Origin of the sequence: Rubripirellula obstinata, assembly GCF_001642955.1 — a bacterium.
In the GTDB taxonomy this organism is placed as follows: domain Bacteria; phylum Planctomycetota; class Planctomycetia; order Pirellulales; family Pirellulaceae; genus Rubripirellula; species Rubripirellula obstinata.
Genome location: NZ_LWSK01000117.1, coordinates 1 through 16096, shown reverse-complemented (window position 1 = coordinate 16096; position 16096 = coordinate 1). Strand labels below are relative to the sequence as shown.

At 53.5% G+C, this 16096-nt stretch carries 17 protein-coding genes; 12 read left to right on the top strand and 5 right to left on the bottom strand.

Annotated features, from left to right (window positions below; translation table 11 throughout):
- Nucleotides 1-788: 788 nt before the first annotated feature.
- The 3 genes from RC85_RS20740 to RC85_RS20730 all read left to right on the top strand — a co-directional run bounded on the left by RC85_RS20740 (nt 789) and on the right by RC85_RS20730 (nt 3005).
- Nucleotides 789-1019, top strand: coding sequence for a DUF433 domain-containing protein (locus RC85_RS20740; RefSeq protein WP_200836751.1), 231 nt, complete (start codon nt 789-791; stop codon nt 1017-1019).
- Nucleotides 1016-1189, top strand: a complete 174-nt coding sequence (locus RC85_RS27000) for a DUF5615 family PIN-like protein (protein WP_157593976.1) — start codon at nt 1016-1018, stop codon at nt 1187-1189. The genes RC85_RS20740 and RC85_RS27000 overlap by 4 nt, the downstream gene beginning before the upstream one ends.
- 934 nt (nt 1190-2123) lie before the next feature.
- Nucleotides 2124-3005 carry an HDOD domain-containing protein gene (locus tag RC85_RS20730; RefSeq protein WP_068266332.1) on the top strand — a complete coding sequence of 294 codons (882 nt, stop codon included), beginning with the start codon at nt 2124-2126 and terminating at the stop codon, nt 3003-3005.
- Nucleotides 3006-3007: 2 nt separating this feature from the next.
- Here RC85_RS20730 and rpoN read toward each other — a convergent pair whose 3' ends face one another.
- The 3 genes from rpoN to RC85_RS20715 form a co-directional block, all read right to left on the bottom strand.
- Nucleotides 3008-4507, bottom strand: coding sequence for an RNA polymerase factor sigma-54 (rpoN, locus tag RC85_RS20725; protein ID WP_068266330.1), 1500 nt, complete (start codon nt 4505-4507; stop codon nt 3008-3010).
- 115 nt (nt 4508-4622) lie between these two features.
- Nucleotides 4623-5222: a recombination mediator RecR gene (recR, locus tag RC85_RS20720; RefSeq protein WP_068266329.1), complete on the bottom strand. Its 600-nt coding sequence runs from the start codon at nt 5220-5222 to the stop codon at nt 4623-4625.
- Between the two features lie 6 nt (nt 5223-5228).
- On the bottom strand, nt 5229-5582 hold the full coding sequence (locus RC85_RS20715; RefSeq protein WP_068266327.1) for a YbaB/EbfC family nucleoid-associated protein: 354 nt from the start codon (nt 5580-5582) through the stop codon (nt 5229-5231).
- A gap of 256 nt (nt 5583-5838) precedes the next feature.
- On the opposite strand from RC85_RS20715, the gene purE reads away from it, so the two are divergent.
- From purE to RC85_RS20700, 3 genes are all read left to right on the top strand, one after another.
- Nucleotides 5839-6300 (top strand): 5-(carboxyamino)imidazole ribonucleotide mutase, encoded by a 462-nt coding sequence (gene purE / locus RC85_RS20710; RefSeq protein WP_068266344.1) that lies wholly within the window; start codon nt 5839-5841, stop codon nt 6298-6300.
- Nucleotides 6297-7475, top strand: coding sequence for a 5-(carboxyamino)imidazole ribonucleotide synthase (locus RC85_RS20705; RefSeq protein WP_068266324.1), 1179 nt, complete (start codon nt 6297-6299; stop codon nt 7473-7475). The genes purE and RC85_RS20705 overlap by 4 nt, the downstream gene beginning before the upstream one ends.
- Before the next feature lie 160 nt (nt 7476-7635).
- Nucleotides 7636-9690, top strand: coding sequence for a M13 family metallopeptidase (locus RC85_RS20700; RefSeq protein ID WP_068266322.1), 2055 nt, complete (start codon nt 7636-7638; stop codon nt 9688-9690).
- A 240-nt stretch (nt 9691-9930) separates the two neighbouring features.
- Here RC85_RS20700 and RC85_RS20695 read toward each other — a convergent pair whose 3' ends face one another.
- Both RC85_RS20695 and aroH read right to left on the bottom strand, forming a co-directional pair.
- Nucleotides 9931-10881: a hypothetical protein gene (locus tag RC85_RS20695; protein WP_068266320.1), complete on the bottom strand. Its 951-nt coding sequence runs from the start codon at nt 10879-10881 to the stop codon at nt 9931-9933.
- Nucleotides 10882-10887: 6 nt separating this feature from the next.
- Entirely contained in the window at nt 10888-11355 is a 468-nt protein-coding gene (gene aroH / locus RC85_RS20690; protein ID WP_068266318.1) for a chorismate mutase, read from the bottom strand.
- 129 nt (nt 11356-11484) lie between these two features.
- On the opposite strand from aroH, the gene RC85_RS20685 reads away from it, so the two are divergent.
- From RC85_RS20685 to RC85_RS20660, 6 genes are all read left to right on the top strand, one after another.
- Complete coding sequence (locus RC85_RS20685; RefSeq protein WP_068266316.1) at nt 11485-11739, top strand: hypothetical protein; 255 nt, start codon at nt 11485-11487, stop codon at nt 11737-11739.
- A 262-nt stretch (nt 11740-12001) separates the two neighbouring features.
- Nucleotides 12002-12934: a flotillin-like protein FloA gene (gene floA, locus RC85_RS20680; protein ID WP_149753096.1), complete on the top strand. Its 933-nt coding sequence runs from the start codon at nt 12002-12004 to the stop codon at nt 12932-12934.
- Nucleotides 12934-13716: an alpha/beta hydrolase family protein gene (locus tag RC85_RS20675; protein ID WP_068266313.1), complete on the top strand. Its 783-nt coding sequence runs from the start codon at nt 12934-12936 to the stop codon at nt 13714-13716. Before floA ends, RC85_RS20675 begins: the two co-directional genes overlap by 1 nt.
- A gap of 231 nt (nt 13717-13947) precedes the next feature.
- On the top strand, nt 13948-14349 hold the full coding sequence (locus RC85_RS20670; RefSeq protein ID WP_238383195.1) for a TadE/TadG family type IV pilus assembly protein: 402 nt from the start codon (nt 13948-13950) through the stop codon (nt 14347-14349).
- 68 nt (nt 14350-14417) lie between these two features.
- Nucleotides 14418-15497, top strand: a complete 1080-nt coding sequence (locus RC85_RS20665; protein WP_238383194.1) for a VWA domain-containing protein — start codon at nt 14418-14420, stop codon at nt 15495-15497.
- Between the two features lie 3 nt (nt 15498-15500).
- The coding region (locus RC85_RS20660; RefSeq protein WP_068266307.1) for a TadE/TadG family type IV pilus assembly protein at nt 15501-16096 on the top strand (596 nt) is incomplete at its 3' end.

Genomic DNA, 16096 nt, shown 5'->3' with positions numbered 1-16096 from the left:
GAACCAGTCGAACATTGCAAATTGCAAAATGAACATTGCAAATTGAAAATTCTTGGGAAGCGGTATTTGCTGGTCAACTTACATTCTTCAGTGTTCATTTTGCAATTTGCAATCAACACCGAGGCCGGTCAGCCACAAACCCCCAAAGTCGTCCAGTTTCCCTCCACGCAAACATTTTCGTCAGCCCAGCCTTTGCCTGGTCATCAATTTCAACGTGGTAATATTTCATCGTCATCTGCACCGAGCTGTTCCTAGCTAGGTTCTTGAACTCGTGTCCAACTGAATTTTCATGGACTCTGCAAACTCGCGGTCACTCTTAATTGCAGTTTGGATTTCGCCTTGGTTTTCAAAGTAATAAGCAAGCCTCGTGTGAATCTGTGCTAGACCAACATGAGGGGACTCTCTGGCAATCTCCTCAGCAGTCTTGTCTTGACACGCTCGTAAAAATTGACCACGTCCTGAACATGCAAACGTGTACCAGTAATAAACGCTCGCGGTTCTCCACGACGGTTATCTCGAATGTCGATATGGTTGGTGATTGTTGGTTGCATGCGCGCGATTGCACCACGCTTTCGTGGTGAAGACCAAGCGAAGTTTTCCGCTCATTCACCGGAAAAAGCTGTCAATTCCGTGCTTTCCAAGTCGCCGGTCCGCGAAGGCGAACCACGAAAAGGCACAGAGGAAAAAAATTCAGCACGCACTTTCTGTGTCCTTTTGTGTTCTTGGTGGCTAGCTGTTTAGAATGGACGGTCGATGCGAATCCTAACGCCATGAAAGAGCGAATAGTCATGTTTAATCGAATCGTCTGCAACCCAGAGATTCTTGGCGGCAAGCCGACCATCAAGGGCACCCGAATCAGCGTGGAGATCATTTTGGAATGGATCGCCAGCGGCGGAACCCCGGATACGATCGTCCAAGAGTACAACCATCTGAAGAAAGAGGATGTGGAGCAGGCGTTACGATACGCTGCCGCCTCATTCCGCGAAGGCGTTGTCTTGCAAACAAATATTGCGCCGTGAAACTAAGCGAGTGCCGTTTGCTGACGGACGAGAATATTCACCGCGTCGTCGTTGCTCATTTGCGTTCGATTGGATTCGATGTTCTTGATGTGCGAGAGCAGGGATTGTCGGGCAGCAGTGACACCAAGCTATTGAAGCTCGCAACCGATTCATTCGCCCAGCCGACATGAAGGCAAACGAAGTTATAGATGTTCTCGACGTGGTCGCCCCAATGGATGAAAATCTCTCGGCTCCGTTCATCGTGACCGCAAAGAGCGTCGCCGGTGAAGTCAATGTGCGAGTACGTCAGTGGGAAAGTTAGTCCATTTAGGGAAGTGAACGGTAGCGAAGGCGAACCACGAAAAGGCACAGAATACACAAAAATTCAGCACGCACTTTCTGTGTCCTTTTGTGTTTTCCGGGGCTAGGAAATCACCATGAACCAATCACCAAAAACATTGCTGGACGGCCCAGTGGAAGCCCCACTCGAAGACGTTGTCGAAATTTAGGACAGTCTTCGAGAACCCGTTAATGCAAAAGAACGGGCTTTTCGCCGAACCGTCATCGTGCCCCTCAGCGGCAGTACGCCCGCATCGTTCGCCGCCGCACCCATCGCCTGGGCCGCTAAATCTTTGGGGTTAAAGTCATTCTTGCTTGCGCTACTTTCTTTCTCTACGCCAACGGCGTTAAACAACATAGCCCAGGGTTAAAGTCGTCAATCGCCTTGGCGATTTGACGCTGCAACCCTGGGGCACTGCTTCGCTACGCTCGCAAAACCTTAACCCTGGGCTATGGTGTTCAACGCCGTTGGCGTACTTCAGTAGGGACGGAACAAAACTTGGACCTCCAATGTCCGCGTCAACCCCAAACTTTTAGCGGACCAGGCGATGCCCACGCGGTTAAACGAACTAACACATTGTTTCCGGGACCAGATCTCTTCACGGCGTTGGCTCCAGTCCCCAACAATCGCTTTTATCGTCAAAACTTATCCATGACCTCGGCTTATGCGTTGCCGTCGCTGGCAACTTTGTTCGCCCAGGCCGAATATCCGACCTAGCCTTTTCATGTGGATCGGATTGCACCGACCACGGATTCCTGAGGTTCCAACCCTGAAAGCTGGTCGCAATGACAACCACAACCATCCAACTGGAAGAAGTTTTTCGCAGTGAAGTCTTGCCCGCTCTGCCCAGCAGCGCGATCAGTCTTTTGCAGCTATCCCAGAACCCGGATTGCGGCCCCAGCGACTTCTCCAAGCCGATCGAAGCTGATCCAGGCTTGATGGGCCAGGTGCTAAAGTTCGTCAATTCATCCTACTTTGGTTTCAGCCGCGAAATCGTCAGCGTTCAACAAGCGTTGACGTTGGTCGGAACTCGCGCGGTCACCAACTTTGCACTTTGGAACGCTGTGTTCAGCGTCATTCCCAATCCAAAATTTGGTCCCTTCGATCTAAAATCGTTGTGGCAGGATTCACTTCGCCGCGCCATCTTTGCTCGTAAGCTCGGCAAGGCAATCAGCGTCCCCAATCCTGAAGATTTGTTCGCGGGTGCGTTGCTACAAGACATGGCGATCCCATTGTTGCTGAAAGAATTGCCAAGCGAATACGAAGACTTGATTCAACGACGTGCCAACGAAGGACGTCGTCTGAGCGGCTTGGAAAAAGAATTGTTTGGCTGGGATCACGCGGACGCCGCAGCCATGTTGGCTGACCGCTGGAACTTGCCCGAGCACTTTGTTTCACTGATCGCCGAACACACTCAGATGGATGAGTTGTTGGCGGGCGGCCCGGCGAAACAGCCAGCCGCATGTGTTGCACTGGCATCGCTGTTGCCATCCTGCACCGACGAAGAGTGGAGTGAGCAATCGCTGTTCAATGACAGTTATTTCAAGCTAACTCAAAGCAGCCCGGAAACTCTCTCAGCACTCTTCGCCGAAGTCGACGAATTGACCGCCGAGTTCGCACCTCTACTGAAACTGCCATCGCCCAAGAAAACGCTTGCCGAGTATTAATCTCAATCCTTTTTCGACAGCGACCAATCGCGTCGTTGTCGGCTGCTTGGAATGGCCATTTTTTTGCGGTACTTGGTGACCGTTCGTCGGGCCACGGTCATGCCAGCTTTCTTGAGTTCTTCGACCAGCTTTTCGTCGCTGTAAGGATCGCTCTTGTCTTCTTTGTCGATCAATTCCTGCAGCTTCAGGCGAATGGTGTCCCACGCGACGTCTTCACCGTCTTCGGTTTGAGTGCCGCCAACGAAGAACCGTTTCAGCGGCAAGATGCCTCTTGGCGTTTGCATCCACTTGTCGTCAACCGCTCGGCTGACCGTCGTGACGTGGACGCCGACCTTATCGGCAATTTGCTGCATCTTTAGTGGTTCAATCGCTTCTGGGCCTTCGTCTAAAAACCGCTTTTGGTGTTCGACAATCGCCTGCGAAACCTTGGTCAGGGTGCTGCGACGCTGCTCGATTGAATCGATCAGCCACTGGGCACTGTTGACCTTGTTCTTGATGAACTCTCTTTCTTCTGCAGTCGCCTTTGGATCCTGCAAACGACGGCGGTAGTACTCGCTTATAAACAACGTCGGCACACGATCATCATCCAGTCGGACCTTGAATTCGCCATCATCGTCGCGTTCCAGAATGATGTCGGGCGTGACGTTGGGAACGTAGGTTTCCATGAACGCAGCACCCGGTTTGGGATTGAGTCCATGCAATTCGTCGCGAACGGTTTGGATCAGGTCAATCGAAAACCCAGTCGCCTTGGCAATCTGTGGCAATCGGTTCTCAGCCAGGTCGGCAATGTGGTTGCGAATCAGCGTGCTCATTTCCTCGTAATGGGGAAACGAGCGATTGAGTTGCACCATCAAACACTCGCTCAAATCGCGAGCCGCAATTCCGGTCGGTTCCAGCGACTGAACAATCGCCAGCGCCCGTTCGGCGACTTCTAAATCGGCATCGCTTTGTCCAGCGGGCAACAGATCCGCCAATGGCGTCCGAAGGTAGCCGCCGTCACGTGCATCCAAGGTGCTGATGATGCGTTCGGCCAACTGTTCGACATCGTCATCAATGTCCATTTCGGCCAATTGATGCAACAAAAAATCATTCAGCGATTCGGGACGCGAAACAGCGTTGGCCATCAGGTCATGGCGTCGGTCGGCTTCGTCGGACATTCGGTTAGCCGAACGTTTGAAGGATTCATCAAACGTGTTGGGCAATTCCGAAACCATGTTTTGAAGACGTTCAAAGTCTTCCTTGTTGTCGTGATCGTTGTCGACAACTAACTCTTTCTCATTCTCGCTTCGCGTATCTTTGGTGGGCAGTTCATCATCGCCTTCATCGGGCTGCGACGGATCAACATCCTGCTGTTCAAGCAGAGGGTTCTCGCTCATTTCCTGTTCGATGCGTTCCTGCAAAGCCACCGTTGGCAACTGCAGAATCTCCATCGACTGGATCATCTTGGGCGCGAGTTTTTGTGTTTGCAATTGTCGGGCCTGCATGCCCATTGACATTCGCATGAATTTTTCTCTTAAAGGTGCAAGACGGACGAGCTAAAAAACTAGCTTCCGCGAACGCGAAACGTTGCCTCTAGGATACCGAGTAGAGTATCCATAGCAAACGTCGTTCCACCGATTATAGCTTTTGTCGGCCGGTCAAGGCATCGGCAATTATTTCGCGATTGGCGTATTCCAGCACGCTTCCAGCGGTGATGCCTCTCGCCAAACGGGTGATCTCAACGGGAAACTCGCTCAGCAGATTACTGATGTACAAAGATGTCCCATCGCCCTCGACCGTGGGGTTGGTCGCCATAATGACTTCCGAAAAATTCCCCGTGCGGACTCTTTCCACTAGCGGCTCAATCGTCAATTGATCCGGCCCGATTCCGTCTAGCGGAGCGATCCGCCCCAGCAGCACGTGGTAGAGTCCCCGAAACACACCGGCCTGTTCCAGACTCATCAGATCGCGTGGCTGTTCGACGATGCACAGCTTGGTTTGATCGCGAGAGCGGTCGCCACAAAGCTTGCATGTTTCTGATTCAGAAAGATTAAAACAAACTTCACAATAGCGGACATCTTGGCGAACTCGGCGTATCGCTTCCGACAACGCCATCGCTTCATTCTCGCTGACCCGCAACAAATGAAACGCCAATCGCTCGGCACTTTTGCGACCGATGCCCGGCAAACGACTTAATTGATCCACCAGTTCGGCAACGGCCCCGTTTTGCTCACTCATGTAAAACTATCGACCCGTCAGCGACGACAAGATTCCGTCCATTCCGGGCAGGTTCAAATCCATCTCGGACGTCATATCTCTGATCGACGACGCAAACAATTCTTTCGCCGACGCACCGGCTTCATTGGTCGCCTCCATCACGGCTTGCTCGGATTCAGAACCCTGCAATCCTTCCTCAATTTGGACAGATTCAACCTGGCCCGCGCCGTTCATTGTCACAGAAACTCGTCCGCACGGACTCGAACCGGTCACTCGTTCGCTTTTCATCCGTTCATTGAGTTCTTCAATTTTTTGCGGCAAGCTCTGCAGCGAGCCCATCATCGAAGCGATATTTCCGAGATTTCCCAGTCCTTTAAACATATGCCAAACGTCCCTTTGGTAGAAATAAATGCGATCAGTGAAGCAGGCGATGGATTCGACGTCCCAGATTGTAGCGCGTCACCGCCCTGGTGGTCACCCCGCTGGCGAACTAAAAAAGAGTGCCAAGTGAACGTTTTTCAACGCAGGCAAAATCTCTTCGATAACTTATCCAATGGCTCAAATGAATTCTGACAGTCCTGCGACTCACGAAAAGCTAACCAGCTTTGAAAACACCGGTGCCGTCGTCGGTGTCATCATGGGCAGCCAAAGTGATTGGGAAACCATGCGGCATGCTTGCGACGTTCTGGAATCACTTTCGATACCTCACGAAAAACATGTCGTGTCGGCTCATCGAACGCCCACACGAATGGTCGCCTACGCCACAACCGCGGCGAACCGCGGGCTGAAAATCATCATCGCCGGCGCGGGCGGTGCCGCCCACTTGCCCGGCATGGTTGCATCAGAAACTCAATTGCCCGTGATCGGCGTTCCCATCCAAAGCCGAGCGCTGCAGGGACTCGATTCGCTACTTTCGATCGTCCAGATGCCCGGCGGTATCCCGGTCGCAACGATGTCGATCGGAACATCCGGCGCAAAGAACGCAGCGATCTATGCGGCAAGGATTTTGTCACTCTCTGATGCTGAACTGCTAAGCCGATTAGATGCGATGCTCCAATCACAAACCGATGCGGTTCTGGAATCGGATGACCTAAAATGAGTGTTCCAGTGAGCGACGCCGCCAAAGCAAACCAGTTTAAAACGATCCAGCCCGGCGGAACGATCGGGATGGTCGGTGGCGGACAATTGGGACGAATGTTCTCGCAAGCCGCTGCCGCGATGGGTTACCACGTGGTCGTGTTTTGCGAATCTGCCGACACGCCAGCCGCCCAAGTCGCCCACCGCACCGTGATTGGCAAGCTTGACGATCAAGACAAGGTCCAGCAGTTCGCCAGCCAATGTGATGTCATCACGTTAGAATTTGAAAACATTCCCGCTGAAACGATGCGGCAATGCAACCAACACGCTCCGACGTATCCAGCAGCTTCGGTGCTGGCGATCGCTCAAGACCGATTGATCGAAAAGCGAACACTGCGAGACGCGGGGCTTCCGGTCACACCCTTTGTCGAAGTCCATGATTCCGCTTCGCTAGTCGATGCCGCCGAGCAGCTTGGTTGGCCGTTGGTTGTTAAAACCGCTCGAGAAGGATACGACGGCAAGGGCCAACACAAAATCAACAGCGAAGCTGATGCTGATCAAGTGCCCTGGGCATCGTTTGATGCTTGGATCGCTGAAAAATGGATGCCGTTTGAAAAAGAGGTTTCGGTGGTCGTCGCTTTCTCGTCACGCGGCGAAAGCACCACGTTTCCTGTCTTTGAAAACGATCACTGCAATCACATTCTGGACGTTTCCTTTGCGCCCGCAAAGATCAGCGATGAAGTTGCCAACCGAGCACGATCGGTTGCGACGAAGGCTGCGGAGGCGTTGGGACTGGTTGGATTGATGTGCGTCGAGTTTTTTGTCATCGAGAATGATGTTGTCATCAACGAAGTCGCACCGCGGCCACACAACAGCGGTCACTTAACAATCGAAGCCAATCAAACCAGCCAGTTTGAACAACACGTTCGCGCCGTTTGTGGATTGCCACTGGGCAGCACAGCGATGAAGACCAGTTTTGCAGCCATGGCAAATCTGCTGGGCGATGTTTGGTTTGACCAGCACGGCGTCGAGTCGGAACCGCATTGGGACCGCGCCCTCGATGATTCAAGCGTCCATCTTCACCTGTACGGAAAAAAACACGCTGTGCGTTCACGGAAAATGGGCCACCTAACCGTCGTCGGCGATGACGCCAAATTGGTTCGCCAGCAAGTCATCGCCGCAAGAGACCGGCTTTAGTGATGGCTTGCTATTTGGTAGGCCGGCAACAAGACGCGACAGCGGCGCAGTTCCGGCAATTCGCTGACGTCACCAAGCCCTCGGATGGACGACTTTATCTTTCTCGATGTATCCTAATCGCGTAACGGACTTTCAACCACGCGAACCGGATTTACGAACGATGAAACGACCCTCGACCGCCCTTTGGCGAATTCTTTCGATTGCGATCATCGCGTCGATCACACTCTCGCCCACGTCACGCGGACAAGAATCGATTGCCACCGCCACGAAGGTATCCGGCATCGACAAGTCACTCTTTAGTCAGGATGTCCAACCGGGCGAAAATTTCTACGAGTACGCGAATCAAACTTGGCTCGAAAGCACCGACATTCCCAGTGACAAGTCCGATTACGGAATCTTCACGATCCTGAATGACGAGACACAAGAACAGGTTCGGACTTTGATTGAATTGGCTGCTAAAGAAGACGCGGCAGACGGATCGGCGACGCAAAAAGTCGGTGATTTGAATCGGTCGGTTTTGAATCTGCAGGCTCGCGATTCGGCTGGCATCGATCCGATTAAGCCCATGCTGACCATGATCGATCAAGCCGACGAAAACTCGATTGAATCGGTGATGGGCAAGCTTTCACGCCGCGGCATCAGTGCCGCGATGGGTGCCTATGTCAACGTGGATGCAAAAGACAGCGACAACTACGCGGTGTATTTGACACAGGCCGGGCTGACGTTGCCCGATCGCGATTTTTACTTAGGTGACGAAGACCGATACGTGACACTTCGCCGGGAATTAAAAACCTACATCGCCGACATGCTGACGATCATCGGCGTTGAGGATCCCGCTGCTGCTGCGGATCAGGTTTTGGAAATCGAAACGACACTCGCCAAACATCAATGGTCGAAAACAGAGAATCGTGATCCGCTGGCGACTTACAACAAAACGTCAAAAGGCGATTTCGAGACGACGATGAAGGCGTTTGATTGGTCCGCCTACGCCGATGCCGCCGGGCTGGGCGAAGTCGATTCGTTTGTCGTTCGCCAACCCAGTTATTTTTCGGCCATTGGTGAATTGGCGTCGGCCGTCGAACTGGACGCGGTCAAGAACTACCTGCGCTTCCGAGTAATCGATGCCTATGGTGATTCGCTTAGTCAGGAAATCGAAAAGCGTCACTTCGCTTTCCACGGAACGGCGGTTAGCGGCATCACTGAACAGGAACCTCTTTGGAAGCGTGGCGTCAACACGACCGGCAGCGTCTTGGGCGAATTGGTGGGTCAGGTTTACGTCGAAAAACACTTTCGCGCCGAAGCCAAGGCACGCATGAATGAATTGGTCAGCAATCTGAAAACCGCGTTCGCCGAACGAATTGAAACTCGCGATTGGATGGGCGAAGGGACCAAGAAACAAGCTCTCGAAAAGCTGTCGATGTTCAACACCAAAATCGGCTATCCCGATGAGTGGAAAGATTACTCGAAGCTGGAAATCAAATCGCCGCTTCTGGCTGAAAATTTGATCGCCTACGCAGAGTTCGAGCACAATCGTGATCTTGAAAAACTGGGCGGACCGATCGATCGCAACGAGTGGCACATGACACCGCAAACGATCAACGCCTATTACAACCCCGTGATGAACGAGATCGTTTTCCCGGCCGCGATTCTACAACCGCCTTTTTTCAACATGGCCGCGGATGATGCCGTCAACTACGGCGGGATCGGTGCCGTGATCGGTCACGAGCTTAGCCACGGCTTTGACGACAAAGGCAGCAAGTACGACGGCAACGGAAATTTGCGAATGTGGTGGACGCCAACGGATCGCGAAGAGTTCGATCGACGATCCAAGGGCTTGGTCGATCAGTACAACGAGTTCGAGCCGATCAGCGGAAACTTTGTCAACGGAGAACTAACGCTTGGCGAAAACATCGGTGACCTCGGCGGCCTGAGCGTTTCCTATGAAGCGTACCGGTTGTCGCTCGGCGGCCAGGAAGCACCGGTGATCGATGGGTTGACCGGCGACCAAAGGTTCTTCCTCGGTTGGGCACAAGTATGGCGCAGGCTTTACCGTGAACCTGAACTTCTGAAGCGGTTAATCACAGACCCGCACAGCCCCAGCGAGTTTCGCGTCAACGGAATCGTCCGCAACATGGACGCATGGTACGAAGCATTCAACATCAAACCGGATGCACCGCTGTACCTGGCTCCCGAAGACAGAATCCGAATCTGGTAGGGACTTGCCAAAGCCGATCCCGCCAGGCTTCAGTCTGTTGCCGTGAAAGTTTTCTAGTTTGTTTAACCGCGTGGGCATCGCCCCGCGCGTCCACGCGGGGCGAAACGCGCGGGGCGATGCCCAACGCGGTTAAACGAAAAAATGGGTCTTTACTGGACCAAAACTCTTCACGGCGTTGGGTTCAGTTTGTTTGGCTGGAAAACTGAACCCTGGCGGGATCAGCTACGGTTTTGCTCCGGCCTACTTCAGTTGTTCGCTGAGCGTACGCAGGGCGATTGGCAATGCTGTTTGGGATGTTTGCCAGTCGTTCCACCACTGCGTTACCACGTCGGCGGCGGCCGGGGGTGCGACATGCCACATCGACATTGCTTTTGCGATCGGCAACGGATCACTGGCGACCAGTTCCACTGCCGTCGCTGCGGACAAGACGATCGGCACGGAAGCTAGTTTCCACGCTGAGATCAATTCGGATTCACTGCTTCGCGAACGCGAATGGTTCTCGATTGCGACGCTGGACACCAACCAAGCAACCCGCAGGACTTCAGGCAGCGCCGGATCCGCGTCAGTCAACATCGCTTCCATCCAAAACCGTCCACCCAGACCGTCCCAGCCGCCATCGCCACCGCGAACCGGTTGGACCAGATGCCCATCGACGCGTGACGGCCACCAATCTTCGGGCGGACTGTTCTGCCAAATCAGTCGCTCGACCTCGCGGAGACATCCCGGCCCGAGCGTGTTCCATCGCTGGCGCAGCGGTCGGCCTCGCAATTCCAACTGATCAATCAACTTTGGAAATCGGCCATCGAACAGTGACTTTGCATCGGACAACTGTTTCGCAACCGCACCGGCGGTCGTGTCCAATTGCAATTCGCTGCACCCCGATGACATCAGCGCCGCATCGCAGGCCCGATCCAACGTCATCCCACCAGCGATCTCGGTCAAATAGCATCGCCAAAAACTAGCGACATCGATCGATTCGTTGACCAGTCGCGTATTGATGTGTGCCGTCGGTTCGATCAGCAACGCTTCGGTTTTCGGGTCAGTACATTTTGCACCGGTCGCAACCACGTAGGCGGCGTGGGCGGCACTGAGATCACCAGCAACATGCCAGACCAACTCTACTCGATCACCAAACTTTGGACCGCGGCCGCTCGATCGCGATGCTGCACTGCTGGAAGGGTTTAGGTCCATGGGAATTCATTCGCCATTCATTTGAAGATTGATCCATTCTTCCAGTTCGTCAAAATCCACCGCTGGTAATTTCGTCAGATCCGGACGCAGTCGCTGGGCATCGTGCAAATAAACGTGCTGAATTTCCGAAGCCTTTCGGTCCGTGTTCCAGTGCAAAAGCACTCGAATGCAAAGCGGCAATGATCCCGGAACTGAAATTTCGTAGCCGCATAACAGCGGGACTTCTAACCAGCCCAATTGTCGTGCTGCGAGTGCCGGAAATTCGCTGGTCAGGTCGCTGGTGACCGTGAACAACGCGCTGGCCAAATCGGACAATTCAATGTTGTTGCGCCGGATCAGCAGAGCCAGCATTTGGCGGGTCGCCGTCAACACCTGATCGCGATCGTCAGCCGTGACGGTCGTTGCCCCACGGACGCCTCGGCATGCCATCGTTCGGTTTGGCGGTGTTGCGGGGACTGACTCTTCCTGACTCATCTAAATTACCTGAGTTAATTTCCGATAAAACTTATGGTTCTATCACTATAGAACACCGATGCGGTAGGCGATAACCTGTCGCATGACACTCTAACTGATTCCTCCCCCCGCAAACCATCGGTGCCTCGGATGCCTGCAGATCGATCTCGCCATCAAGAAAAGATCATCAAGAATTACTACCAGAACCGAGACGCGATCGGTCTGCAAAAAGCACAGGAACAGGTGACAGAGCTGTACCTCAGCGAGGGGAAGAAGCGAGAAACGGTATGGAAACGCCTGATCAGCCATTTAGAAAAAGTCGGCATGAAAGAAAAGCAAATTCAGGAACTTCGAGCCGCCGATGACCCCGCGATGGTCGCCAAAGCCTTGGAAAAGTACATCTGAAAAATACATCTGAAAAGTACATCTGAAAAATACATCTGAAGGAACTCCGACGCCGAAACTTCCGTCGCTTTGCAACCGCCTCTTTGAACCCTATCATAACGGCCTCGGTTGATTTGATTGACGATTACCCAACCCCCGCGGCCACCTCCGGAATCCACCCCTTATGTCATCGTTCGCATTGGCTCAGACAAGTTTTGCAAGCAGCGTCGGAATTCCCGCACCGATTTCGGGACTGATTTTTGGACAGGGCGTTTCCGGGATCATGTTCCTGGTTGGCGGCTTGTTCTTGGCGTTCATGGGCTTGGTGCTGGTCTTTTTCTTCCTGCGATATTTCAAGCTGTGGTTCCAGGCCTACATGTCGGTCGCCGACGTGACGCTGGTCAGCTTAATTCGCATGCACTTCACAAGAGTAAACCCGAACGTGGTTGTGCAAGCGAAAGTCATGTCGGCTCAGGCTGGTTTGAGTATCGATCGCAACGATGGAATCAGCACGCGACGTTTGGAAGCTCACTTTTTGGCGGGCGGTAACGTGATGAACGTCATCCACGCGATCATCGCCGCCCACCGTGCCGACATTCCGCTTGACTTTGATCAGGCGTCCGCGATCGACTTGGCCGGTCGAGACGTTTTGGACGCGGTTCAAACCAGTGTTTATCCCAAGGTGATTGATTGCCCTGACCCGGCTCGCAGTGGAAAGACAACGCTTAGCGCGATCACCAAAAATGGGATCGAACTGCGGGTACGTGCTCGCGTGACCGTCCGCACCAACATTGGACAATTGATCGGTGGTGCGACCGAGGACACAGTCATCGCGCGTGTTGGCGAAGCGATCATTAGCTCGATTGGTTCCGCCGATACTCACTTTCATGTCTTGGAAAATCCAGACATGATCACCAAGAAAGTTCTCTCGCGCGGCCTAGACGCGCAAACCGCTTTCGAGATTGTGTCGATCGATATCGGTGACATTGACGTCGGTGAAAACATCGGTGCTCGTCTGCAAAGCGATCAAGCCGAAGCGGACACTCGGGTTGCACGTGCGACCGCGGAAAGTCGCCGAGCCGAGGCGATTGCGGACGAACAGCAGATGAAAGCCAAAGTGACCGACAACCGCTCGCGACTTGTCCTGGCCGAAGCCGAGGTGCCGCGAGCGATGGCGGAAGCGTTCACTGCTGGACGCATTAGCGCACCCAATTAATGTCGCGCAAGTCGTATCGGGTGACCTTCCCGGGCAGCATGGGATTCCCGCTTGCCGGAATCGTTGATCGACCAGATCCCATTGAATCAGCGACACCTGTTTTAGTGCTGTCGCATTGCTTTACCTGCAACAAAGATTTGAAGGCGATCGTTCGCATTTCGCGGGGATTGGCCGATCGAGGGATCGCGGTGTTGCGGTACGACATGACAGGTTTGGGCGGCAGCGGCGGCGATTTTTCGCGAACCAGCTTTACGTCAAATCTAAACGACCTGAGGACCGCGATCGAATTCGCCAGCAACGAGATCGGCGTGGTCACCGGGTTGATGGGACACAGTTTTGGAGGGGCCGCGTCGATGGCGTTTGCCGGTGAAAATTCTGATTCGACACCAAAACCTAAAGCTCTGATCACGTTGGCGGCCCCCAGCGACACCTCGCATCTGGCAACTTTGTTGGATGCGATGAATCCGGCAATCAAAACTGATGGTGTAGGCGACGTCGATATCGGAGGTTATGTCTGGACGATCCGAGACACCATGACGGCTGATTTTCGCAGCCACGATTTGCCCGCATTGATATCGCAAATCGAAATTCCAACGCTGATCTTTCAGTCGCCTGATGACACGACGGTTAGCTACGATCATGCCCTGCGAATCGCGTCACTTCTGAAAAATCACGGCAGCATTATCTCACTGCCCGGTGCGGATCACTTGTTGTCAGCTCAACCTGACATTGAACTGGTCACCGCTACGACGGCTGCCTTCTTAATTCGATACAGCGGTTAGTGGTCCGGGACACTTTAGTTTTAGGGCAGCGGATCTTGTTAACGATCCTGGAGCGGCTAATTCTGTTGCTGGAACAATCGTCGCAATCACTGCGTTCGGTATGACCAATCTGTTCGCATGGTGAAACTACCGTTTTGACACAGCAAGTGTCGCGAAATTGACATAGCTTTCGATTGAGGCCGTTCATTTTGACAGCTCCATCGCCCCCTATCTCTCAGCACGCGACACATGATGACTAAGAGACGAAGTCGACGAAACCGCTCGGGAACCGCGGTCACTGAACTGGCCGTTTGCTTGCCGGTTTTGGTGTTGATAACGTTGGCAACAATCGAAAGCTGCACGATGCTTCACCTGCAACAGCGGTTGAAGACGACTGCGTTCGAGGCAGCGCGAGTCGGCATCGTTCCAGGTGCCAAGCCCGTCAACGTCGAATACCAATGCGAGTTGTTGCTGGACAATCATGGCGTGCAGGGCTACTCGGTAACGATGGATCCGGCCAACCCAAGCACGTTGGATCAGGGTGACTACTTCACCGTTACCGTCAGCGCATCCTGTGGCCCAAATTCGTTAGTGGGTGGATGGATCTACGCTGACAAAATTCTCTCCAAGTCCGTTTCATTGAGTGCAGAATGATCCCATCTTCAATTTCTCGATTTCATCGATCAGCATCACGTCCTGCGCAATCACGTCGAGCAGCAACGATGGCGTTGATTGTGATTCTGTTACCCGCAGTGTTTGCTCTGTCAGCTTTCGCCATCAACATTGCCCACATTGAATCGGCCAACACCGAGGTTCAGATCGCAGCGGATTCAGCCGTTCGAGCAGCAAGCCGAGCGTATGCCATCACTGGCGACGAAGGCTTGGCCTTAGCCGCTGCGAAAGACGCTGCGTCGCGAAACCCGATTGGCGACTTTGTGCTTCCCCTGACGGCAAGCGATTTGGAGTTTGGAGTTAGCATTCGAGACAATGCTAGTTCTGCTTATCAATTTTCGCCCAGCAACGATGGTTCCGGCAATTCAGTTCGTCTGGTCACGCATACGCTAGCCAACAGCAATTCAGGACTTGAACCGTTGTTTCCATTTTTCGGTGCCGGCATGACGATCCGCCCTTTGCGGACTGCCGTCAGCACCCAAGGTGTGATCGACGTTGCTTTGGTCGTTGACCGCAGCGGATCAATGGCATATTCCGCGGACGAAGTGGCACAGTATCCACCGTTGCCGGCCGCCGCACCGATCGGTTGGGATTTCGGAGATCCCGTTCCTGCCGATGCTCGTTGGCTTGATTTGATTGCCGCTGTCAACACGTTCAACACGGAACTAAACGAATCACCTCAAACTGAATTGCTCTCGCTTTCGACCTACAACCATGAAAGCGTCACTAACCAGAAGCTTACCGAAGACTACTCGCTTGTCACCGCCGAGCTAAACCAAATTTCGATGCAGTTTGATGCCGGCGGAACCAGCATTGGTCGCGGAATGCTTGAGGGGCTTGCCGCCGTTAACGATCATTCGCTTAGTCGTCCGCATGCGTCCAAAGTCATGGTGCTGATGACCGATGGCGTTCAGAACTATGGCAACACTCCCGACTCAGCCTCGTGGGCCTTGGCAAATTCGGGCGTCACCTTGTTCACGGTAACTTTCAGCGACGAGGCTGATCAGACGACGATGGAGCGGATCGCGGAACGCTGCGGCGGACAACACTTTCACGCCGTCACCGCGCAACAGTTGCAGGATGCGTTTCGTGATATCGCAAGTCGATTGCCAACGCTGATTACTCAATAAGAAATGATGATGATCCACCAACGAAATAACCTTTCAAACAATTCGCTGATTCAAAAATCAATGCAAAGTAATTGTGTTCCCAATCGCCGTGGTGCGGCGACGGTTGAATTTGCGATGGTCTCAATCGTCTTGGTCCTTTTGATCTTTGGCGGCATCGAAATGACTCGCGTCAGCATGCTTCGTCACACCGTCGATCACGCAGCCTATGCGGCTGCGAGAAACGCGATCATCCCTGGCGCAAAAGCGGCCGATGTCATTGCCACGGCGGAAGAACACCTCAACAACATTGGCTTGGCCGGTGCAACGGTCACCGTGAACCCAGCGGTGATTGATGATGATTCGTCTGTGGTGGAAGTGCAGGTGCGACTGCCGATCTCAGAGAATTCTTTCTTCACGCCGGAATACCTGTTTGGTGATTTGATTGGTCGCAGTGCTTTGATGACCGAGCGGTCACCGATGCAGATGTCAACCTCGCTGCCCCAACCGCCTCCGCCAACGCCATCGCCGCAACCGCCCACCCCAACGCCGCCGATCCCAATGCCACCGGCAAATCCTGACCCACCCATCAACGACGACGGCGGTGGTAGCACCCCGCCCCC